21 protein-coding genes, 1 riboswitch and 1 other annotated feature are annotated in these 22,190 nt (G+C 48.1%); of the genes, 7 read left to right on the top strand and 14 right to left on the bottom strand.

The annotated features are described in order from the left end of the window. Nucleotides 1–148 precede the first annotated feature (148 nt). The 5 genes from AC3WRW_RS10395 to AC3WRW_RS10375 all read right to left on the bottom strand — a co-directional run bounded on the left by AC3WRW_RS10395 (nt 149) and on the right by AC3WRW_RS10375 (nt 5,272). On the bottom strand, nt 149–526 hold the full coding sequence (locus AC3WRW_RS10395) for a hypothetical protein (RefSeq protein WP_492546303.1): 378 nt from the start codon (nt 524–526) through the stop codon (nt 149–151). Nucleotides 527–1,011: 485 nt separating this feature from the next. Next, on the bottom strand, nt 1,012–1,146 hold the full coding sequence (locus AC3WRW_RS10390; RefSeq protein ID WP_492546243.1) for a hypothetical protein: 135 nt from the start codon (nt 1,144–1,146) through the stop codon (nt 1,012–1,014). Between the two features lie 76 nt (nt 1,147–1,222). Beyond that, nucleotides 1,223–1,858: a 3D domain-containing protein gene (locus tag AC3WRW_RS10385; RefSeq protein ID WP_492546242.1), complete on the bottom strand. Its 636-nt coding sequence runs from the start codon at nt 1,856–1,858 to the stop codon at nt 1,223–1,225. Nucleotides 1,859–2,058: 200 nt separating this feature from the next. Further along, entirely contained in the window at nt 2,059–3,993 is a 1,935-nt protein-coding gene (gene thrS, locus AC3WRW_RS10380; protein WP_167061886.1) for a threonine--tRNA ligase, read from the bottom strand. Between the two features lie 346 nt (nt 3,994–4,339). After that, nucleotides 4,340–5,272: a putative sporulation protein YtxC gene (locus AC3WRW_RS10375; RefSeq protein WP_492546241.1), complete on the bottom strand. Its 933-nt coding sequence runs from the start codon at nt 5,270–5,272 to the stop codon at nt 4,340–4,342. A 195-nt stretch (nt 5,273–5,467) separates the two neighbouring features. On the opposite strand from AC3WRW_RS10375, the gene AC3WRW_RS10370 reads away from it, so the two are divergent. Then, complete coding sequence (locus AC3WRW_RS10370; protein ID WP_492546240.1) at nt 5,468–6,568, top strand: GGDEF domain-containing protein; 1,101 nt, start codon at nt 5,468–5,470, stop codon at nt 6,566–6,568. A gap of 71 nt (nt 6,569–6,639) precedes the next feature. On the opposite strand, the gene mqnC is transcribed toward AC3WRW_RS10370, so the two are convergent. The 4 genes from mqnC to metA form a co-directional block, all read right to left on the bottom strand. Continuing rightward, nucleotides 6,640–7,776, bottom strand: a complete 1,137-nt coding sequence (gene mqnC / locus AC3WRW_RS10365) for a cyclic dehypoxanthinyl futalosine synthase (RefSeq protein WP_492546239.1) — start codon at nt 7,774–7,776, stop codon at nt 6,640–6,642. Nucleotides 7,777–7,913: 137 nt separating this feature from the next. Beyond that, nucleotides 7,914–9,086 carry an aminotransferase class V-fold PLP-dependent enzyme gene (locus AC3WRW_RS10360; protein WP_492546238.1) on the bottom strand — a complete coding sequence of 391 codons (1,173 nt, stop codon included), beginning with the start codon at nt 9,084–9,086 and terminating at the stop codon, nt 7,914–7,916. Beyond that, nucleotides 9,086–10,252: a PLP-dependent transferase gene (locus tag AC3WRW_RS10355; RefSeq protein WP_492546302.1), complete on the bottom strand. Its 1,167-nt coding sequence runs from the start codon at nt 10,250–10,252 to the stop codon at nt 9,086–9,088. The genes AC3WRW_RS10360 and AC3WRW_RS10355 overlap by 1 nt, the downstream gene beginning before the upstream one ends. A 39-nt stretch (nt 10,253–10,291) precedes the next feature. Beyond that, nucleotides 10,292–11,236 (bottom strand): homoserine O-acetyltransferase MetA, encoded by a 945-nt coding sequence (metA, locus tag AC3WRW_RS10350; RefSeq protein WP_492546237.1) that lies wholly within the window; start codon nt 11,234–11,236, stop codon nt 10,292–10,294. A gap of 102 nt (nt 11,237–11,338) precedes the next feature. Further along, a riboswitch (SAM riboswitch) is annotated at nt 11,339–11,467 on the bottom strand. Nucleotides 11,468–11,687: 220 nt separating this feature from the next. On the opposite strand from metA, the gene AC3WRW_RS10345 reads away from it, so the two are divergent. Next, a complete protein-coding gene (locus tag AC3WRW_RS10345) occupies nt 11,688–11,915 on the top strand; it encodes a hypothetical protein (protein ID WP_492546236.1) in 228 nt (75 codons plus the stop codon). A gap of 312 nt (nt 11,916–12,227) precedes the next feature. Further along, nucleotides 12,228–13,163: a magnesium/cobalt transporter CorA gene (corA, locus tag AC3WRW_RS10340; protein ID WP_492546235.1), complete on the top strand. Its 936-nt coding sequence runs from the start codon at nt 12,228–12,230 to the stop codon at nt 13,161–13,163. A gap of 61 nt (nt 13,164–13,224) precedes the next feature. Here corA and tyrS read toward each other — a convergent pair whose 3' ends face one another. Together tyrS and AC3WRW_RS10330 are read right to left on the bottom strand one after the other, a co-directional pair. Next, the gene (gene tyrS, locus AC3WRW_RS10335) at nt 13,225–14,481 is read right to left on the bottom strand and encodes a tyrosine--tRNA ligase (protein ID WP_492546234.1); all 1,257 of its coding nucleotides are present in this window, start codon (nt 14,479–14,481) and stop codon (nt 13,225–13,227) included. A 65-nt stretch (nt 14,482–14,546) separates the two neighbouring features. Next, nucleotides 14,547–14,811, bottom strand: a binding site (T-box leader). 62 nt (nt 14,812–14,873) lie between these two features. After that, entirely contained in the window at nt 14,874–15,887 is a 1,014-nt protein-coding gene (locus tag AC3WRW_RS10330) for an HRDC domain-containing protein (RefSeq protein ID WP_492546233.1), read from the bottom strand. Nucleotides 15,888–16,084: 197 nt separating this feature from the next. Here AC3WRW_RS10330 and AC3WRW_RS10325 point away from each other — a divergent pair, with 197 nt between their 5' ends. Both AC3WRW_RS10325 and AC3WRW_RS10320 read left to right on the top strand, forming a co-directional pair. Next, entirely contained in the window at nt 16,085–16,378 is a 294-nt protein-coding gene (locus AC3WRW_RS10325) for a DUF3055 domain-containing protein (RefSeq protein ID WP_492546232.1), read from the top strand. Between the two features lie 56 nt (nt 16,379–16,434). Next, nucleotides 16,435–16,740: a hypothetical protein gene (locus tag AC3WRW_RS10320; protein WP_492546231.1), complete on the top strand. Its 306-nt coding sequence runs from the start codon at nt 16,435–16,437 to the stop codon at nt 16,738–16,740. 269 nt (nt 16,741–17,009) lie between these two features. Here the strand turns inward: AC3WRW_RS10320 and AC3WRW_RS10315 are convergent, their stop codons facing one another. Further along, nucleotides 17,010–18,494: a tagaturonate epimerase family protein gene (locus tag AC3WRW_RS10315; protein WP_492546230.1), complete on the bottom strand. Its 1,485-nt coding sequence runs from the start codon at nt 18,492–18,494 to the stop codon at nt 17,010–17,012. A 175-nt stretch (nt 18,495–18,669) separates the two neighbouring features. Here AC3WRW_RS10315 and AC3WRW_RS10310 point away from each other — a divergent pair, with 175 nt between their 5' ends. Continuing rightward, nucleotides 18,670–19,518 (top strand): AraC family transcriptional regulator, encoded by an 849-nt coding sequence (locus tag AC3WRW_RS10310; protein ID WP_492546229.1) that lies wholly within the window; start codon nt 18,670–18,672, stop codon nt 19,516–19,518. Between the two features lie 96 nt (nt 19,519–19,614). After that, nucleotides 19,615–20,589: an aldo/keto reductase family protein gene (locus AC3WRW_RS10305; RefSeq protein WP_492546228.1), complete on the top strand. Its 975-nt coding sequence runs from the start codon at nt 19,615–19,617 to the stop codon at nt 20,587–20,589. A gap of 60 nt (nt 20,590–20,649) precedes the next feature. On the opposite strand, the gene AC3WRW_RS10300 is transcribed toward AC3WRW_RS10305, so the two are convergent. After that, the gene (locus AC3WRW_RS10300) at nt 20,650–21,525 is read right to left on the bottom strand and encodes a 5'-3' exonuclease (RefSeq protein WP_492546227.1); all 876 of its coding nucleotides are present in this window, start codon (nt 21,523–21,525) and stop codon (nt 20,650–20,652) included. Between the two features lie 121 nt (nt 21,526–21,646). Further along, on the bottom strand, nt 21,647–22,189 hold the full coding sequence (gene ssuE, locus AC3WRW_RS10295; RefSeq protein WP_492546226.1) for an NADPH-dependent FMN reductase: 543 nt from the start codon (nt 22,187–22,189) through the stop codon (nt 21,647–21,649). Nucleotide 22,190: the final 1 nt, after the last annotated feature.

Genomic DNA, 22,190 nt, shown 5'->3' with positions numbered 1-22,190 from the left:
TTCTGCCGGAATAGGGGCTTTTCATGGAGAAACTCAAGAAAGAAGCAAGCACCAAAAACAAAGGAGCTAAGCACATACAAGCGCTTAGCTCCTTTGATATTCAACTATTCACTTATTTCTACCGTTCGGATCTTATATATGGCACTCGTTAAGGAAGCAGTTCTTCAAATTCTTCCGGAATGGTGATATCGTCGCCTGGCTTGGATTCATTCAGAATCTGTCTGGCACGCGCAATCTCGGCGCGCAGCTTATTCACTTGCTCCATCGGCTTCTTCACATAGTGGATATACTCTACAGCAAGATGATGGTCGGGTTTCTTCCCCATGAACATGCGGCGCAGTGAAGACATCGCCTGATAAGCTCGCTCTTCCTTCATTCTCTTCCTCTCGTAACGCTCCACCACTTGCTCAATCTCTAAAGCCTGCTGCTCCTTGCGGGCAATGTAAGCTTCTAAGAAAGGAAATACCTCCGCGGCTTTCCTCGGTGTCCTTTGAGAATCCCCGTCCAATCGCATAGCACTCAGCATAGTCACTCACCTATCTCCCCATGTCAACATTCATCACAGTAATCTTATTTTACACTAAAGCAATGGATTTGAGAACCATTATTTCAAGAATAAATCGATGCTCACGACACCGACAGAGGTTTCCGTGTCATCTATTATCGCTTTAGGATAAGTGAATGCACGATTTCTTCGAAATAGCTGACATGTACTCCTACGAAATGAGGGTTCTCCGGCCAGGCCAACGTTCGATTCGGTCGAAAGAGTCCTATGCCTCGTTACACTTCGGACACAGCGGCCGTTATCTTCGCGAAAAGCATCGTGTCTCTCTGCTAACGGACGCCAGAACCCTTATTGGCCCATCTCGGGGCGAAATCAGCCCCCTTGCGAGCAAATAACAGCGCTGGTGTCCGTCCCATGCTCGAGGAGATCCTTTTGCACCGCATAAGCACAAACAAAACAGAGACCCTTCCGGGTCCCTGCTTCTTTTTCCTCTAAGTATTTATTCGTTATTTGTTTTGATTTTGGTTTTGATTGTTGTTTTGTTGCTGCTTGTTAGATACCGCAGATTCCGTAGCAAATTCTACGTCTTGAGCTGCTCTCGAGTTCAAGTTGTTGTTTTTGTTGTTCTTGTTCTTAGCCATGTTCAATCACCTCCTGTATGTATATCGTTCCCCAAACAGGATTTTTTATGATGGAAATGTTTAGCCAAAACAAACTTTACAACGATTTAGTCGGAGATAAAATCTCATCCTTCAACTGATTCCAAATAAGCTCCGTGACCTTGCCATTCCCCTGCTTGACGATAAAGACTTTGACGGTTTTTTTACCCCATTCTTTGTAGACCTGATCTTTCGTGTCAAAATATAAATCGATTTTCTTCCCTTTAATCGCACTTCCCGTGTCAGCAACGACCCCATAGCCATAACCCGGGATAAATAAGACCGTACCCAGCGGGAAAACTTTCGTATCAGCGGCAATGGTCGATAAAGCTTTATCGTCCCGCTTCACTTTAATTCCCGAAAACGTAATCCCGTACTCAGGATGATCCGGATTCTTGCCCGTGGATTCTTTGCCTGCGTAATACCCGGTGGCCGTCACTTCAACAGCTTTCAGTTTCGACAAATCTGAATCCAGCCTCGGAACATAGCGGTAATTGATTTGCTGCCCGCGATCTTGTGCTACCGGCACCGAAACAGGTTCCGTTTTCTCCGGAATATCCATTTGATGCGGCACTTGTATATGGCTTACGGTGTCGGCCGTGTTCCTTGTTTCTTGTCCCAAAAGCGCAATCAAAACATTCATAATCACCCATGCGCCAAGCCATTTGGGCTTAGTGAATAAGTCAGCAAACATCGTTGTGAAACCTCCCCCTACTATTGCAGGTTGTCCAGTTCATTCCAGAATTAAACCTCCATATGCATATTCACTGTTTAAAGTGCCCCCTTTACGTCCCCTTATACATACCAAACCAAAATCATAAGGAATCGTTATATGTACACAAAAAAAAGCAGAGAAGACGTCGTCTTCTCTGCTTCTTTTATATGAAAATTGACTTACAGTTTTTTGCTTATCTCTTCGTTGATCATGCCAATGACTTGCTCAATCGGGTGAGTACCCAAATCTCCTTGCCCCCGTTTGCGGACGGAGAGACTTTCGTTCGTCACTTCGTTTTCACCGACAACTAGCATGAATGGAATTTTCTCGAGCTGCGCTTCGCGAATCTTGTAGCCCAGCTTCTCATTGCGGTTGTCCGCTTCAACACGGATGCCTGCAGCCAATAAGCGCTCAGTCACCTTGTTCGAGAATTCCTCAAATGCAGGCGATACTGGAATAACTTTAGCTTGCACCGGCATCAACCAAGTCGGCAGCGCACCTGCGAAATTCTCAAGCAAGAAAGCCGTCATACGTTCCATAGTGGAGATGATCCCTCTGTGAATAACGACAGGGCGATGTTTTTGACCGTCTTCCCCTGTGTATTCCAGTTGGAAACGTTCCGGCAGCAAGAAGTCGATTTGCGCAGTGGAAAGCGTTTCTTCTTTCTTCAGTGCTGTTTTGATCTGAACGTCAAGCTTAGGACCATAGAATGCCGCTTCACCCTCAGCTTCGTAGAACGGAAGTCCCAATTCTTCAACTACTTCACGCAGCATGCGTTGGGAAGTCTCCCACATTTGATCGTCTTGGAAATACTTCTCAGTATCCTTAGGATCCCGGTAGGACAAACGGAAACGATAGTCAGTAATTCCGAAATCCGCATATACTTGACGAATCAAAGTGACAACGCGGGAGAACTCTTCTTTGATCTGATCCAAACGGCAGAAGATGTGCGCATCATTGAGTGTCATAGCACGAACACGGTGAAGACCGGTTAGAGCACCGGACATTTCGTAACGATGCATCGTGCCAAGCTCAGCAATCCGGACCGGCAGATCGCGGTAGCTGCGCATATCGCTCTTGTAGACCATCATGTGATGCGGGCAGTTCATCGGACGAAGGACAAGCTCTTCGTTGTCCATCACCATTTTAGGGAACATGTCCTCATGGTAGTGATCCCAGTGACCGGAAGTTTTGTACAGCTCTACGTTAGCAAGCACCGGAGTGTACACGTGCTGGTAGCCCAAACGCTCTTCCAAGTCCACGATGTAACGTTCCATGGTGCGTCTTAGTTTGGCACCGTTCGGTAGCCATAGGGGCAACCCTTGTCCTACTTCGCGGGAGAAAGCGAACATTTTCAGCTCTCTGCCCAGCTTGCGGTGGTCACGCTTTTTCGCTTCTTCAAGCAAGTGCAAATGCTCATCCAGCTGAGCTTTTTTAGGGAATGCTGTTCCGTAGATACGCTGCAGCATTTTGTTTTTAGCGTCGCCGCGCCAGTAAGCACCCGCTACGCTGAGCAATTTGAAAGCCTTAATTTTGCCGGTAGACGGCAAATGCGGCCCGCGGCACAAATCGAAGAACTCGCCTTGGTCATAAATCGTAAGGACTGCATCTTCTGGCAGATCGCGAATCAACTCCAGCTTATACGGATCTTCCATTTCTGTGAAAATGCGAATCGCTTCTTCACGGGAAACGACGCGGCGGGTAATCGCCAAGTTCTCATTAGAGATGCGTTCCATTTCCTTCTCGATTTTCACCAAATCCTCGGGATTCAGCGGTGTTTCCAAATCGATGTCATAATAGAATCCATCTTCAATGACAGGCCCGATCCCCAATTTTACAGCTTTGTCGCCATAAATTCGTTTAATCGCTTGAGCCATCAAATGTGCCGTACTGTGACGATACATTTCTAGACCCGCTTCATTATCAAGCGTCAAAATTTCAACGTCTGCATCGTTTTCCAATGAGAATGACAAATCGACTGATTTTCCGTTCACTTTGCCGCCTACGGCATTTTTCTTCAACCCGGAAGAAATGGACTCCGCCACCTGCTCAATGGTCGTTCCAACTGCGTACTCTCTCACTGCGCCATCTGGTAATTTCACTTGTACAACCATCTTCGTTCCTCCTGTATATATGTGATTGAACGCAAAAAAGCACACTGCATCCCATAAGGGACGAGTGCGCTCAGCTCGTGGTTCCACCCTAGTTCGATTCACTGCATAACCACAGGCTATGGCGAATCCTCATCAGCATTCGATAACGGGAATGACTCCGGTGCTGTATACTAACAAGCCTGCCAATCAGGCTGCATTCCACAACACGGCTACAAAGGGGTAAACAATCTGAATCGCTGAAGGAGATTGCAGCCTAGTCTCCTCTCTCTGAGCAGTTCTTGCAGAAAGTTCTTGTCTTTGATCTTAACGCCTTCGATCATTATTATAATTGGCTCTTCGTTCAAGGTCAAGGGGAGAGTTGATCTTGTTTCTTGGATTCCCCTAAATAGATGTCGCAAGTACGGCAGTAGGAACACACCGTTGTTCGATCCTCAAAGATTTGCCTAATCGTCTTGATAACCGTCATGTCCGGATCTCTTGTGTGAATGTAGATGTTCGCAGGGGATACCGTTATGAGGGTGCTCACGATCATATCCTCGAAGTTGATATCCTTCTCCAGCACTTCCAATTTGAACGTAGCATCGAATTCATTCGCATCAATAAGCTCCAACCGATCGTTCAAAATAACAAACTCATGCCCGCCTTTATGAATGAGGTGAACAACCGGGATTTTGGCCTCCTGAATATACACAAAATATTGCAAAAGGGAAATAAATTCCTGATACTGGCGGTCCATCATATATTCATCAATGGCATATTCCGCTACTTCCCGCAGCTCGTCCGTATATTCCTGCAGCCGGAAATGAAGAAAGCCATCCAAGCTTAGCCTTGATGTCTCCTCAAACGCCAACATCAGCTGTTCGACTAATATTTGTTTGCGGCGCTGCAGCCCAAAGCTATTGCCGGTTTCCTCCATCCCGGATTCCGTATATAGCGACTGCTTGCAGTACCCTTCAATGGCCTCCAGGTCTTCTTGGGCATCATACTTAAATTCCTTGATAAGCAAATTCCGCAAGATGCTTGATTCCTTATCCGCGATGATGTGGTCAGCCAAACTACCGGCCAAGATCGGCATCACTTGATTCCGGATCAGCGGAGCCGCCAACTCCGTCAGCATGGCTTCCAGACGAACAGATGCATGTGATTCCGTCCATTCGTACCCGACTGTCCATCCATTTTCAACGTTATGTAAAAGCTGCAGCTCACGTTCTATCTGAGCGCTTAGCGAGCGCACATATAGTTCATCAACCTTCATAATCACGATAGCAAACAGTTCCATGCCCTCACTCCTTCCATCTATACATCCTCCTCTTAAGAGTATATGGTCGATAGGTAGGAGATATACGACGAACAAATTACCATTTACTTTCAGCTTTCTTTATCAAATCTTTATGTAAGGTTATTCCAATCCCGTAAGTTTTCATGCTATGATATTTATTATAGTGCTTTAGTCGCATATTTGGAGTGAGTATCCATGCAAATTGACGTATACCAATTGCACAGACATGCTTGGAATCGTAAATTACTGAACACGTACTGGTTTCTAGTGATGCTTCAGCTGCCTTTCGAGTTTCTCTACTCTTTCACAGCAAAACGGGACCTCCCCAGCATACTGCGCCATTTGGCCTCTTCTGTCCTTATCATGATCCTCATCCTCATTCTGCTAGAAACGACTAATAGGTATTATAAAAAACTGCTCGACTACCAAATCATTAGCGGCGGCGCGATCTTGTCTTTTACCATTATTTACTTCAACTATGAAGTTGATTTGGTTGTCCTCTATATTTTACTCCCGATTTTCGTTTCTATCTTTTATCATCAACTTTCCAAAATCGTTTATTCCGTAGTCTTAACCCTGCTGTCCTTTTTCATTCTTTTTATCGTAAGATGGAGCGTACTCTCGGACTATACGTTAGCGGATCTGCTGACCATTCTACCTGTACTCAGTATCATTACGATCATCGTATCCGGAATAATGAAACGCGGCGTTGAAATTCTGGACAATTTACGGACCACGACCGAACTAAAACAAGAACTGCTGATCAAAAATATTATCATGGATAAGCTATCCAAAACGGATGCGCTAACCGATCTATATAATCACATGACTTTTCATGAATACATGGACGAACTTATCGAGCAGAATGCCTTAGGTCATTTCCGCATCCATATCGCTTTGCTCGACATCGACAATTTCAAAAAAATCAATGATACTTACGGCCACAGAGCCGGTGACGCTGTCCTGAAAAATGTGAGCAGCACATTGAAACTCCACGTTGGTCTCAATGATTTCGTAGCCAGATACGGCGGGGAAGAGTTTGCCATCATTTTCACAGAGAAAAACACAGAAGAAGTGTTTGATTTGCTAGAACGGATCCGCTGGCAAATTTCCCAAGCGAAACATGCCGAACTGAACGAACATTCGGTCACTATCTCAATCGGCCTCTGCGAGTATTTGCCGGGCACCTCCAAAGAACTGCTATTCGCCGGCGCCGATCAATCCTTATATACAGCCAAGAAAACAGGTAAAAATAAAACCGTCATCCACACCGCTCCTCTCAAGGAAGCGAACTAAACTTTATTACGCAGAAAAGCCTCCATCCACGGTCAATGTGGTATGAAGGCTTTTATTATAAACAAATACCCCTAGTTCTGCATCACAAAATCTTTATCGACTTTGACATTCTCATCATCAAAAACGCGCAAAATCTGATACTTCGTATTCCGCTGCGCCGGAATTTTGCCGGCTTGGCGAATGATGTCCAGCGTCGAACTCACGTTGACTTTGTGCGTCGTGCCCGCCGCGGAAACCACGTTCTCTTCGATCATCGTAGAACCGAAATCGTTGCAGCCGTAGCTGAGCGTCTGCTTGCCGACCTCAGGTCCCATTGTAACCCAGGAAGATTGGAAGTTAGGCACGTTGTCCAGCATGATTCGGCTAATCGCGAGTGTTTTCAAATATTCTTCCGGCGTTACTTTCTCCGCCTTCATGTTCGTATTGTCCGGCTGGAACGTCCACGGAATGAAAGCAAGGAATCCTGGCGTGTTCAGCTTCTGCATCAACACATCGTCTTGAGCGTCACGAATGCGCAGCATGTGAAGCGCACGCTCTTCCATCGATTCGCCGAAGCCAATAACCATAGTGCCCGTAGTATGCATACCGATTTTGTGAGCCGTTTGCATCACGTCCATCCAGTCGCGCCAGGAGCCTTTGAGCTTGCTGATTTTGCGCCGGGTCCGGTCATCCAAAATTTCGGCGCCGCCGCCAGGCAAAGAATCCAGACCTGCTTCATGCAGTTGGCGAATGACTTCTTCCAGCGACAAGCCGTCGGAGACGTCTTTCATTTTCATAATTTCAGCCGGTGAGAAAGAGTGCATCGTAATGTCAAAACGCTTCTTAATCTCACGAAGAATATTCGTGTAATAGCTAAACGGCAGGTTCGGGTTCGTTCCGCCCTGCATCAGAATTTCAGTTCCATGCACATCCAAAGTCTCTTGAATCTTCTGGAAAATGGTTTCGTCCGGCAGTACGTAGCCTTCCGCCGAACCCGGTGCACGATAAAACGCGCAGAATCGGCAGTAGACATCACATATATTCGTATAGTTGATATTCCGGCCAATAACAAACGTTGTAATCGGGTCCGGATGCCACTTCTTCATAATCTGGTTTGCAGTATCGCCAATTTTCTCTATTTGATCGGATTCGAACAGTGTAATGCATTCTTCTACATCAATTCGCCCGCCTGATTGTGCTTTATTTAAAATACGATCGATCGGTTTCACAGCTCTTCACTCCTTTAATTTCTGATAGCTCGTATCCATTTATCGTACCATACTCATGCCAAAAAAGCAGCAAAATGCTGCTTTTCATCCTGAAGATCCTTCTGCAAATATGACTATTCTGGGAATTCCATCACGGTTTATCCGCGGAGCGCTTGTTCCAAATCTTCACTAATATCTTCAATATCCTCAAGACCTACCGAATACCGGACAAGACCGTCTGTGATCCCTCGCTGCAAACGAACTTCCTTTGGCATCGCGGCATGAGACATCATCGCCGGATAAGATAAAATGCTTTCAACGGCACCAAGAGAGACAGCAACGAGTGGAATGCGTACTTTGCTTAACAAGTTTTTCGCTTTCTCGCCGGAGCCAACATCGAACGAGACAACGGCTCCATAGCCGAGAGACTGCTTCTCGTGAATGTCTTTGCGAGGATGGTTCGGCAGGCCCGGGTAGTAAACAACATCGATGTCCGGCTGCTCAGACAGCCACTGCGCCAAGCGCCGCGCGCTGATCTCAGACGCTTCCATACGGGCCTTCAACGTTTTCATGCCGCGAATGAGCAGCCAAGAATCTTGAATGCCCAGGACGTTCCCCAACCCATTCTGGATTTGCTTCATTCTGCGTCCCAGACTGTCATTCGCAACTACGGCCAGTCCAGCCAGAACGTCACTGTGGCCACCCAGGAATTTGGTGGCGCTGTGAAGCACAATGTCAATTCCCAGTTCGATTGGGCGTTGGTGATACGGCGTCATGAATGTATTGTCCAGCATCGTCAGCAAATCGTGCTCTTTGGCAAAAGCAGCCACTTCTGCGATGTCTGTAATTTTCAGCGTCGGATTCGACGGGGTTTCAAGGAAGACCGCTTTGGTGTTAGAACGCAGCGCTGCACGGACTTGAGCAATGTCCGTCATATCGACGAACGTGGACTCGACACCCATCCGGTTCATAATTGTCGTAAGCAAGCGGTATGTACCGCCATAGACGTCTTCCGTTACAATGACATGATCTCCTTGAGAAAGGAGCATGAAAGCCGATGAAATCGCGGCCATGCCGGAAGCAAAGGCGAAGCCCCGGGTTCCCCCTTCGAGAACAGTGATGTAGTCTTCCAAAGCTTGACGGGTCGGGTTGCCGGAACGCGTATAGTCATACTCCGGAGAAACCTCCAAATCGGCTTGATGGAAGGTTGAAGCCTGATACAGAGGTACGCTGGACGCACCTGTCACTTCATCGATCTCGCCGCCGAAGTGAATGAGCTTCGTAGCGAATTGGCCGTGCGGCTTGCGTTTTTCTTTATGTGAATGGCTCATTACAGGGATTCTCCTTCTATTTCTGCTTGTGCTTGGCTGAGCGCATTCGCTAAATCTGCGATAAGGTCATCCTGATGCTCAATTCCGACAGAGAAGCGCAGCAGGCGGTCATCCACCCCGATTTGCTGGCGAATTTCAAGCGGGATATCCGCATGGGTTTGCACAGCCGGGTAAGTCATCAAAGACTCAACGCCGCCTAAGCTCTCAGCAAAGGCAATCAGTTGAATATGGCGCAGAATCGGCTCAATGAGCCTTGCATCTTTTACCTTGAAGGAGAAAATTCCTGTGTTCCCGCTGGATTGTTTATTTTGAACCGCATGGCCAGGGTGCGATTCCAACGCCGGGTAGTATACGTCAGAGATCAGCGGGTGCTCCAGCAGGAAGTTCGCAATTGCGGTTGCATTCTGCTCATGACGCTCCATGCGAAGCGCCAACGTCTTCATGCCTCTCATTAGCAGCCAGCTGTCTTGAGGCCCCAGCACGGCTCCGATGGAATTGTGGAGGAACGCCATTTGTTCCGAAAGCTCCTTGCCCTTGGTCACGATAAGTCCGGCAAGAACGTCGTTGTGGCCCCCCAAATATTTGGTTGCACTGTGAACGACAATATCCGCCCCCAGTTCAATCGGACGCTGCAGATAAGGCGTCAAGAGCGTATTATCGACAATGGACACGATGCCTTTCTTGCGGGCCCATGTACAGACAAGCTCGATATCTGTAATCATCATGAGCGGATTCGTCGGCGTCTCGATGATCAGCCCTTTGGTGTTCGGTTGGCAGGCAGACTCCAAACCGTCCAAATCGTTGGTGTCTACATACGTCGCAGTTACGCCGAAACGTGACATGATTTTCTCAAGCAGACGGTATGTACCGCCATATAGATCCAAAGAAACAATCAAATGATCCCCTTGGCTGAAGTATGCAAAAACCGTTTGCAGCGCGGCCATCCCGGACGAGCAAGCGAAACCGGCATCTCCGGATTCCAGCTGTGCGATCGCATCTTCAAGCACTTTACGAGTCGGGCTTTTGGTGCGCGCATAATCAAAGCCAGTGCTTTGACCGAGCTTCGGATGACGGAAAGCTGTTGCTTGGTACACAGGGAAGGAGACTGCTCCTGTAACAGGTTCTTCAATAGAGCCAATTTGGGCGAGACGACTTTCGATTTTCAACAAAGGGGGTTCCTCCTCAAGATTTAGGTTCGAATTCCATTACAATTGCGCGCTTGCCAAGCTTTCGTTGATGTTCGTGTTAAACTCAAAAGGTGTTTCCTGATATACATAGTAGTTCAACCAATTGGAAAACAGCAGATTTGCATGGGCTCTCCAAGTGTTATATGGCTGTCTGCTTGGATCATTGTTGGGATAATAATTTTTGGGAATTTCAATCGGAAGTCCTTTGCTCACATCCCGATCGTACTCCCATTTCAATGAGTTTGCATCATACTCCGAATGACCCGTTACGAAAATATGTTTCCCGTCGCGGGTAGCCACGATGTACACACCGGAATCCTCAGATTGGGACAAAATCTCCAGTTCCGTACATCGCTCGATGTCTTCACGGCAAACGTCGGTATGACGCGATTGCGGGACATGGAACACTTCGTCAAAGCCGCGGAGAAGCTTCGTATTGGGCACCTCGACCGTGTGCGGGAAAACGCCGAACATTTTGTTGTCCAAGCCAAATTTACGCACGCCGAAGTGATGATACAAGCCCGCTTGGGCTGCCCAACAAATATGCAATGTGGAAGTGACGTTTTCTTTGCTCCAATTAAGGATTTGCGTCAACTCTTCCCAGTAAGTCACATCTTCAAATTCCATCTGCTCAACCGGTGCGCCGGTAATAATCATGCCATCGAGCTTTTCTTCTTTGATGTCGTCAAATGTTTTATAGAACAATTCCAGATGTTCAGCGGACGTATTCTTGGACGTGTGCGTCTTCGGATGCAGCAGAACGAACTCCACTTGCAGCGGCGTATTCCCGATCAGGCGCAGCAGCTGCGTCTCGGTCGTTTCTTTCGTTGGCATTAAATTTAGCAAAGCAATGCGAAGTGGACGAATATCCTGGTGATACGCGACAGATTCGTCCATGGTGAAGATGTTCTCTTGGTTTAAAATTTCTTTGGCAGGCAGGTTGTCAGGAATCTTGATCGGCATCCTGTTCACTCCTCTTCATCGATTATTTTCGTGTAAATAAAAACAAAAATGACCTTCTCTGGAATCAGAGAAAGGCCATGGAAAGTCACTGTCAATGTCCTTCTCTTATCTCCCAGATTCGCTTATTACAGCGGTTCCGCAAGAATTAGCACCGTGCATCCCTTTGCTTGCAAAGGTTTGTCGGTTGCCGGGTGTCATAGGGCTAGTCCCTCCACCTACTCTTGATAAGAAAATGAAACGTATGCGATTAAAATCATCATACTATAAAATAAAGTAAAGTCAAGACATTAACCATACCTTAACAAGCCCAAAACGAAGAAATTGCATAAAGTGTCCCACCTGTGATAACATCGATACGAAATGTATCCTATTTTGATGTTTAAAACAACCTGAAAACGGGTTAAAAAGATATCAAGAGGTTACATACTTGCCTAATAAAAGGAGGTCTATTATGTCCGCTCCGTCCTCGGATAGTTTCTCTGCTTTCGCTTCGTTGAACCGGTATTTCGCTTTAATCGAAAACTCAAAACCGACATTGCAGCAAGCAGAGGAAGCTGCAGCCTTGTTATATCGAGTCTACGGTGCTGAAAGCGAAGAGGATCTGCTGCTCCGCGGGGATCCAGAATTGATTGAGTTGTATACAGAAATAAAAGGAAAGATCTTAGACGCCGCCATGTAACTTCATGGCGGTTTTTTTTGGCACCTGCCCAGTCGTTATTCCATACAGTATCTTAAGCGTATTTTCCGCTTGTTTCGTCAAACTTTTTGGCTTGAAACGGGGTATATGAAGGGTTATACTAGACAAGTATTATTCGACACGGACGCAAAAGGGGGGCATACGTTTGGACGGGGAACCGAGGAGTAGCACCTGCAAAGTTTGTAAATTAAATAGTGTATATAGTGTAGGAATGCAGTCGGTTATTCCATCATCCGTAGCCTCGCGCAATTGATGAACTGAACCCGGCTGATTCCATGCAAAGGGGTGGATCAGATGAAAACACGATGGGTTCAGAATGGCATATTTACACTGGTCGATGACGTGTCTGTCGCACTTACACCTCCAGAAAAAGGCTTTTATTGGATTGATGCTGGGATCGAGGATTTAGAACTTCTTCAACCTATGTTCCATCTGCATGATTTGGCCGTGGAGGACTGCTTGAGCGAAGAGGAACAGCGTCCTAAGATTGAATTTTATGATTCGCATTATTTTATCGTTATTAATAGCATTCGTTTCGATGATGAAGAAATTTTTCTTCGCGCACTTAATCTATTTCTAAGCAAGCATGTCATTATTACCGTTACCAGACAAAAAATTAATGAGCTGCGCGCCTTAAAGCCTTTCCTCTGGGAGGAAGAGGTCAACAGCGCCGATCGTTTCCTATACCATCTAGTCGATCTTGTCGTCGATAATTATGTTGCGGTTGGTGACCGTATCGAGGCCAAGATTGAAAAGCTGGAAGAAGATATTTTGGTCGCAACCAAAAAAACGCATCTAAATGAAATTATCGGACTTCGTTCGGAAATTCTCTGGCTCAAAAAAGTGCTCGTTCCTCAGCGCGATGTCATCGGCACGCTCGGCAAGAAGGATCTTAGGCTGATCGATCATCAGCTCCAGAAATATTTTGGCGACATTTATGAGAATGCCGTGAAAATTGTCGATACGTTCGATACGCTCCGCGATCTCATGGGGAACTTACGAGAAGCTTATCAATCCAGCCTCGCGAACCGGGCGAATGATATCATGCGTGTCTTTACCGCACTGACCACGATATTCATGCCGCTGACGTTCATTACCGGTGTATTCGGAATGAACTTCGATAACATTCTCGGGCTTCAGATCCCGCACGGAGATGAGTACGTATTAGCCCTCATGGGACTGTTAGGCGTTGCGATGTATATTTTGTTCCGTAAAAAAGAATGGCTGTAATCCTAATAGAAAGGGCTTCTTGCATCAGTTGACTGCTGATCGGGAAGCCCTTTTTCTGATTCTAGCCCAGCTTAATTTTCACAAATTTGCGTTTCCCCACCTGAATGATGTCGCCATCCTGCGGACGGAGCGACTCATGGATATTCGTCATTTTCACTTCACTGATTTTCACGGCGCCTTGCTCGATACTGCGTCTTGCCTCTCCGTTGGATGTCTGCAGTCCCAGAGATACAAGCAGCTTTATGATCGAGATTTGGCCCGCTTCCAGCAGGTTGCCGTTTAACAGTATTTCTTCGATATCGTCTGGCAAGGCCCGTTTTTGAAAAACGGTTATAAAATGCTGTTCAGCCTCTTCAGCCGCTTCCGCACCATGGTACATTTGGACGTATTCCTTAGCCAGTCTGAGCTTGGCATCCCTTGGATGGATGGAACCGGCCGCCAGTCCCTCCCTCAGCTCCTCAAGAGCCTCGCCGGAAATGGCCGTCGTCAGCTCATAGTATTTGAGCATAAGTCCATCCGGAATAGACATCGTTTTGCCGAAAATGTCATTCGGCGCTTCGTCGATCCCAATGTAATTTTTCAAGCTTTTGCTCATCTTCTGTACGCCATCCAGCCCTTCCAGCAGCGGCATCAGAATAGCCACTTGCCCCTCTTTCGCCTCGTATGCGCTTTGCAGTGTACGCCCCATCAAAATATTAAAGGTCTGGTCCGTGCCCCCAAGCTCAATATCGCTTTCGAGGGATACGGAGTCGTAGCCCTGCATGAGCGGGTAGAAAAATTCATGCACATGAATCGGCTGATTCGCTGCGTATCTTTTGGCGAAATCGTCCCGTTCCAGCATGCGCGCAACCGTCACCTTTCCAGCCAGCTTCAACACATCATCGAATTTCAAAGCTCCCAGCCAGCTTGAATTGTAGAAAAAGGTCGTTTTGGTGAAATCCAAAATTTTGGATAGCTGTGTCTGATACGTTTGCGCATTCCGCTCTACATCTTCTTCTGTCAGCTGCTTGCGCGTTTCGGACTTCCCGGTCGGATCGCCGATACGCCCTGTAAAATCTCCGATGATAAGCTGCACTTCGTGGCCCAGATCTTGGAATTGACGCAGCTTCTGCAAAACAACCGTATGTCCGATGTGAATATCCGGTGCGGACGGATCCAGGCCCAGCTTCACCTTTAACGGTTTTCCCGTTGCTACCGCTTGAATGACTTTCTGCTTGAGGGCGTCTTCCGGAATAATCTCAGCCGCTCCGCGCTTCATGATTTGCAGCTGGCGCTCTACTTCCTGCTGCTGTGCATCCGTTAACTCATTCCACTTCATCTGCTATCCCTCCTTATTGTGTGAAAACATGGTTAGAACAACGCAAAAAGACAACCTCATCGTCCACAAGGGACGAGACGGTTGTCTCGCGGTACCACCCTAATTAAAGAGAGGGAGCCTGCGACTCTCATTCGCAGCCTTTCTCTTTCACTTCGTTTACATAACGGCACAGGTAGGCCGGGTATAAGCTACTGATGCTCTTACGGGAGCATGTTCCCTTATCCAACTCGGAACGGTAATTCGGAGCCATACATGCATCGGTTTGCACCTTCCACCGACTCTCTGCAGCAGCGGCATTACTCCTACTTAGGGATTCCCCTCAGTTCGTCATCGCTTTCTTTGCTATTTAGATTATTGACCATTTAATCATATCTGCCTAAACGCTGTCAATACTAGCTTGCGGCTTGAGTATTTACGCTTTCCTTCTCCTTGCGGTAACGCAGCCGGAGCAAGCGCAGCCATTCATAGGCGCGGTCAAGCTCTTTGCCTTTCAGCTCCTCTGTGCCGCCCATGCGCTGCAGCACGGGCTTCAAGTAGCGGTCGCCTTCCGATTCGAAGGCGTTCCAGGCTTTGATCTGTTCCTCCTCCGGGATCGAAACAAGCTCCGCTTCGACCAGCGGATCCAAATCGTACCCTTCCCGGTCCAATTCCTCCACCCAAAGCAGGAGCTCTCTGCGGGGCATCGTTAAATCAGCTTGGAGATCAGCCAGGCTCCCTCCCCGGGAGGCAATCTCCAGCAGCTTGCGCTTGCTGGCCTCACGGTCCAGCTCCATGCGCAGTTTCTGTTCCTTTTGCGCCAAGAGCCATGCTTCGAACTTAACTACATCGACGTTCTTAGGAACCCAATCTAACGGAAAGCTGTTCGTGCGCGTGCTCTCCGCGGTTAGCTTAAGCACATCCCCGGCATACATACCGGTCTTCTGCTCGCCAAAGCCGGGGATCTGCTGCAGCTCCTCCTTTCTTTGGGGCAAAAAGACGGAGATCATGCGCAGCACCCGATTCGTGGCGAGTATGTACGGCGCCTTCCCTTCGCGCGCTGCTTGTTCGCGTCTCCAAGTACGCAGCTTCTCGAACACCTCTTCGTTGGGATGCTCCTCGCAGTAATAAGTGAGCATCTGGGTTATCCGGGCTTTCCCGGAAAGGGCTTGCGCAGACTCCAGATCCGAACTCACGATCGGGCGGAAACCGCCGCGTATCTTCTCTTTCAAGCCTTGGCGGAACGTACTGAGCATCTCATCCCAGCTCATACCTTGATACCAATGAGCTTGCTCCGGCTTCCCTGCGCTATCGGGTTCATTCCAGAAAACATTCCAAATGCCCTGCTCCTCGGCAATCGACACCTGCGCCGATACTACGCGATGCTCCCCCGTTTCTTTCTCCAGTGTGTTTAGAAATACAATGTTCATGCGTCCTCCTCCAGACTGTAACTTAAAATAGTGTCGGAAAAAACGAAAAAGCACCTCTTCAGCCACGCTGAAAAGGTGCTTCCCTTTTTTCGATATCCAAATCATACCATGTTTGTCAGATAGGCGCAACCTATGTTTTGTAGACAAGCGCATTTCGGTTATAATGAAAGACATACCAGAATGAAAAGAGGGCCCTTATGTCTGATTATGACTTTTTATACGACCATCAAGAAGAAACGACAACGCGCTTTGTGTGCTTCGTCGGTCAAGCTCTGCACCGTTTTGACCTTGCAATTATGACAACTACCCGTTATTACGGCAAGAAGCTTGTCATTGACCTACAGTCAGGACGCAGCGCTGTTATTGGTCCCGATGACTTGAATGAAGAAGGATACCTGGAATACGCATTCAAGCTCAATGAGGAACAAGCCCAAGAGCTTAATGAATTCCTATCGCAAATTATCGGTTCCATTCATTTTACGGATATTTAGCGTGGCGAAGGGGGACACTGGAAAAAGCATGCAACCTAGACGAGGAGGCTTTTTTCATGAGTCATGAATCCCCGAATGACCAGTATACCGAAACAGAAGGTTTTATTTCTGAGCATCGAGATGCGTACACCGATTTGGAAACGGTCGAGTCTCAGCGAAATGACCTGATTCCCGAGGAATTTCCCGAAGGTCCCTACGGCACCAGCCTAAATACGGAATCGCTCGGGAAAAGCTCCCCGTGGCGGAAGGATCAACGCCCGCCGAACCGTTTCTCCTATGAGAATCATGAGCTGCATGAAGGCATCAAACGGGATTATCCGGGCGCAGACGATTCTCGGAATGAACCATTGAATCAAGAGTGAGATTTCGACGGAAGGGAACTAGAGAGCGCTATTTATGCCAAATCAGCCACTTCCATGAGCAAGACAGAACTACAGGGACTTATTTGCCCACGGATACTGTCATCGGGACCAACATCATCAAATTAGAGGATCAGAGTTCCCTTTCATGTGCCAAATGGCTGTTTTAAGCAGGAATAACGGACTATAGTTCCCTCTCCGCCAAGCTCTCCTATACGGTATCTAACAGCAAAAAAGCCGACCTCCTACACCGGAGATCGGCTTTCCTATTTCTATTTACCCAGCAGCTCCAAATGTCTGCCGATATGATGGCGAAGACCGTCTGCAAAGGCTTCTTCCTGCTCCGTCATCGTTTGGAAAAACTCGTCAGCGAAAACTTTGCTGCCGTCGTCATTTTTTGCTTGCAGCAGGAGACCGTACGTAATGTGCAGCAATTGCCGGGCATTGTTCTCTTCCATGTAGTCAGGCAGCTGCGCATCGGCAACTTCAGCCAGCGGAGCGATAGCCCCAATGTCTGTCGTCACATGATAGTAGGCTGTCGCCTCTGTGAAATGATCCAACGCGAACTGATGCATGCGGCGGTAAAGGGATGGGTTCACTTTAGCCACAACGCGTACCGCTTCAAGCCAATTCGTACCCGCTGTTTTGATATGGAACAGACCGTTGGTGTATTGACCGATCAGTGGGAACACACTGAATTTGTCACTGCCGGAGTGAATGCTCAGCTTATATTCAAAATGCACAGCAATCGCCGCATGGCTTGCCAGCTCACGCTCAAATTGCGCGATATCTCCAATGTAGTCAATCCCTTTTTGGAATTCGCCGCAGAAGCGTGGCGCCATGCTGAAAATCGTAACTCCGCGGTCACGAAGCTCGTTCGCAACCAAATAATGAGCCTCAGGCGAAGTCGGTGTTGCTGTTTCATCGATGGAAATTTCGAAATCGACCGCACGATCCAGCGTCGCGATATATTTGCGGAAAATCGCTTCCATGAAATTAATCGCCGCGTCGTAGATCAGCACATCCTTTTGGAGCGCTTCGCGCGTATAGTTCAGTTCCGCACCAGGAACGTTAGCCGGCGCATCCAAGTAGCGCTTCTCATAGTGCTCGCGCAAGCTGGCAGGCAGCTCTGCATATTTCGCTGCAATTTCAGCTGCGGACAACGTTTCAATCGTATTGTCGATATTTTCGGAGCAATCGAGCGTCAACATCGTGAAGCCAAGACGCAGCGCATACTCGATGTCTTCTTCTTTCTTCAAATGGTCGCCGTCTGCGCCATAGCCATCTTTGTAGCCTTCTTGGAACACGGCAAATGCCGCTGCATCCAAGACGTCCTCATACGTTCGGCCTGTAAGCGCGAGCTCGCGAATGCTTTGCTGTGCCAGCACCGGACGAATGTCTTTGCCGCGGATCGTTTGGATATGTCCTGGGCTTGCAATGCCGAGACGGTCGCCCAGACCCATCGTAGCAACCTGCGTGCCAAATGCCTGCGGTGCCGTGTAAGGCAGATATTGATTTAGCGTCAAACGGTTTTCGTGGGATAACGGGGCAAACTTAGCGCCCTCAACGATTTCCCCCTTCAATTGATCGTACAAATCGCTTTCGCCAACCGCGAGCAGCTGTTTTCCAGCCTCCGTACGTACCATCAGAAGCGAAGTGTTTCCAACTTGTGTAAAAGATGATGGATATACTTTAACGCCAGGCGCCGCTAGCGCCGATGTATTGCCGGATTTAATTGCGTCTATAAGCTCTTTCATTGTGTGATCCTCCCTTATTTTGCAAACGTTTGCTAAATTCCTATAGCTTTATCATATCGCAAGTTAGGAGCGTTTTCTCATCATCTATTCCTATTTTTAACGGAAACTATTCATATTTTTCACTTCATATATGGTATACTTCCTGTACAACGTTGAGAAATAAAGGAGTACTCCCATGCCCAGCACCGTCACCTTCGGCAATGAAGATGAAGGCCCATTTTATATTCAGCATATTCATCGTTCCGGTTCGTTCGAGAGGACTCAGCACATGCACGACATGTACGAGCTCTATTATTTGTACGAAGGAGAGCGCATGTATTTCATTCGGGACCGCTCGTATCTCATCCTTCCGGGGGATTTAGTGCTGATTAACCGGCGTGAGCTTCACGCCACATCCGATTCCGATAAGCTTGGCCATGCGCGTGTCGTTATGAATTTCAGCGAGGGCTTCTTGGAGAGTGTGAAAGAGGATGCCCCTTTCCTGCTCGATGCCTTCACGCATGCGACGCCGGTATTGCGGCTGGATCTGCCAACCCGGCGATTTGTCGAAGACATTCTTGGCAAAATGATGGCTGAAGCGAAAGAAACCCATCTCGGGCAAACATTCGCTTTGCGTCATCATCTGATCGAACTGCTGCTCTTCACCGCACGCTTTGTCCGCCTGCATCCTGTCACCTCGCCTGAGCACGTTTCTCCATTACACCGGAAAATATCGACGATCGTGCGTTATATCAATACGCATTTTGCCGAACCCATGCGGCTAGAGGAGCTTGCGGAGCGGTTTGAAATCAGCCCGGCTTATTTGAGCCGGATGTTCAAGGAGATTACGGGATTCTCACTCGTCGAATATGTGAATCTTGTTCGCGTGCAGGAGGCGCAGAGGCTGCTGACCGAGACCAAAATGAAAGTCATTGCGGTTGCCGAACAAGTCGGCTTCGGCTCCTTAGTTCAATTCGGCCGTGTCTTTCGACAGATTGCCCGAACGACTCCCCTTCGCTACCGGCGGCAAACGGCAGTTACTTAACTATATGTAACTAAGTGAATAAATTGTGCGTCATTGTCAGCTATCTGCCCCCTCTCTTATAATGACAGTAAGCAGCAGAACGAGAGGATGAGTACGATGAAATATAGAAACGTTGGCCATAGCGGGTTAAAAGTGAGTGAAATTGCACTCGGAAGCTGGCTTACATACGGCACAGCCGCTGAGCAAAAAGCCGCCGATGCTTGTATTGAAAAAGCTTTCGAAAGCGGTATCAATTTTTTCGATACGGCGAATGCCTACAATCGGGGAGAAGGCGAGAAAGCGATGGGGGCGGCGCTGAAGCCGTATGCGCGCTCATCCTATGTCCTGTCGACCAAGGTTTTCTTCCCGATGGGCGACGGTCCGAACGATCGCGGTCTTTCGCGGAAACATATCTTCGAGCAATGCGATGCCAGCTTGAAACGTCTGGGCGTCGATTATATCGACTTGTACTTCTGTCACCGGTATGACACTCAAACACCGCTGGAAGAAACGCTTCGCGCCTTGGATGACCTGACAGCTCAAGGCAAAATTCTATATGCCGCTGTCAGCGAGTGGACCGGTGCTCAAATTACCGAAGCGGCAGGGATCGCCGAGCGCTTGAATCTGCGCCCACTGATCTCCAATCAGCCGATTTACAATATGTTTGAGCGCTATATTGAGCGGGAAGTGCTGCCTGTCTCGGCGAGTAAAGGATTGGGACAAGTGGTATTCTCTCCCCTTGCTCAAGGCATTCTTACCGGCAAATACAAGCCTGGAGCACCATTGCCGTCCGATAGCCGGGCAGCCAACAATTCCGTTAACAGCATCATCACCAGCTATTTGAACGATCAGGTGCTCCAAGTTGTTCAAGAGTTAGAGCATGTTGCTCGCGGACTTGATATCTCCCTGGCACAGCTGGCGCTGGCTTGGGTACTCCGTCAACCGGGTGTGAGTACCGCTCTCATCGGAGCGACCAAACCTGAACAGATCGAAGAGAATGTGAAAGCCGTAGACATACAGCTTGCGTCTGAAACATTGGAACAAATTGAGGAGATCCTGAAGCAGGTCGCACATTTCTCGCCAAAACGCTAAACAAAATAGACCCAGTGGATCCCATCATCCGCTAGGTCTATTTCTTTACTGATTCATCTTCTATCCGATCAACTTGATTAAACCTTTATAGGCAATTTCCTCGAACTTCGCGATAACCTTATCCCGCTCCATCGCCCAACCGCAGTCCTCCAGCGCGCAAGCAACGGGCGCATCCAAGCGAATCGTCGCCAAATCGCGCGATAAATGCAGCATCTCGAGCTCTGCTTCGATTTTGGCGCGAACGCCTTTCGGCAGCGCCGCCAAATTTTCCAAAATGCCTCCGATATCCTGATATTCGAGCAGCAGTTTGGTCGCTGTTTTCTCGCCGATGCCTTTGACCCCCGGATAATTATCCGCCGTATCGCCGGTCAGGCCCTTCAGATCGATAATCTGCGCAGGCGTCAGACTTTTCTCTTCCATCAACGTTTCCAGCGTATACACCATATAGTTGGAATGACCTTTTTTCATAATAATGACTTCGGTATTCTCATCCACAAGCTGGAGCATATCATGATCTCCGGTTAAAATTTGCACCTTGGTCAATGGGCTGTATGTACGGGCCAGTGTTCCGATACAATCGTCTGCTTCATAGCCGGGAACACCGATATTCGGGATGTTAAAGCTTGCTGTAACGTCTTTCACCAAATCGAACTGGGGAATTAACTCCTCGGGCGCAGGTCCGCGATTCGCTTTGTACGCTTCGAATTTCTCCGTGCGGAACGTTGTGCTCCCCATATCCCAGCAGCATACCACGTGGGTAGGCTTGAAGGTTTGAATCGCATCGAGCAAATATTTTAGAAAACCGTAAACGCCGTTAATCGGCACGCCGGTTTCTGTTCTCATAATGTAACCGCTGGATGAAGTCGCATAATAACCGCGAAATAATAAGGCCATGCCGTCTACAAGCAGCACTGAACCGGATGAATTCTCTGACAACATAATCGCTCCTATCAAAATAAAGATAAGTTCAGTATAGCACGAGAGCGCTCCTCCCGGCACGCAAAAAACCGCCATCAGCAAATGTTACCAATGGCGGCTGCGTCATATTTATTTTCTTTTAGCGGCTGGTATGCCAGTTGATTTCTTGTACAAACTGCGCCAAAGACTCCTGCAAACGCGTGGAGATTTCATCATCCAAAATGGCCTGGCCTTGATCGCCCCAAGTAACTTGTTTATCAAGCACGTAGACGCCTTGCAAAATATTTTGCGCGCCTAATGCGGACAGCACCGGCTTGAGGGCATAGTCGATTGCGAGCAAGTGGGAAATCGTTCCCCCTACGGCAAGCGGAAGCACAATTTTGCGTTCCAACCCTTTTTGCGGGAGGAGATCGAGGAATGCTTTCAGCACACCGGTATAGGAAGCTTTGTAGATGGGCGTTGCTACGAGAACAGCATCCGCTGCAGCAACAAGCGCATTCGCGTTCACGATGGCTTCGCTGTCAAACTTGGCATATAACAAGTCCTCAGCAGGGATATCCCGTACTTTAATCCAGTCCACCGCAAGTCCGGCTTGTACGAGTTCGCTCTTTGCTTGTTCAATAACCCCGTGCAAGCGGGATGTAGGGGTTGGACTGCCTGAGATAATCACGACTTTCGCCATT

This window comes from Paenibacillus sp. FW126-R14 (genome assembly GCF_058789495.1).
This window is presented reverse-complemented; position numbering and strand designations above follow the sequence as displayed.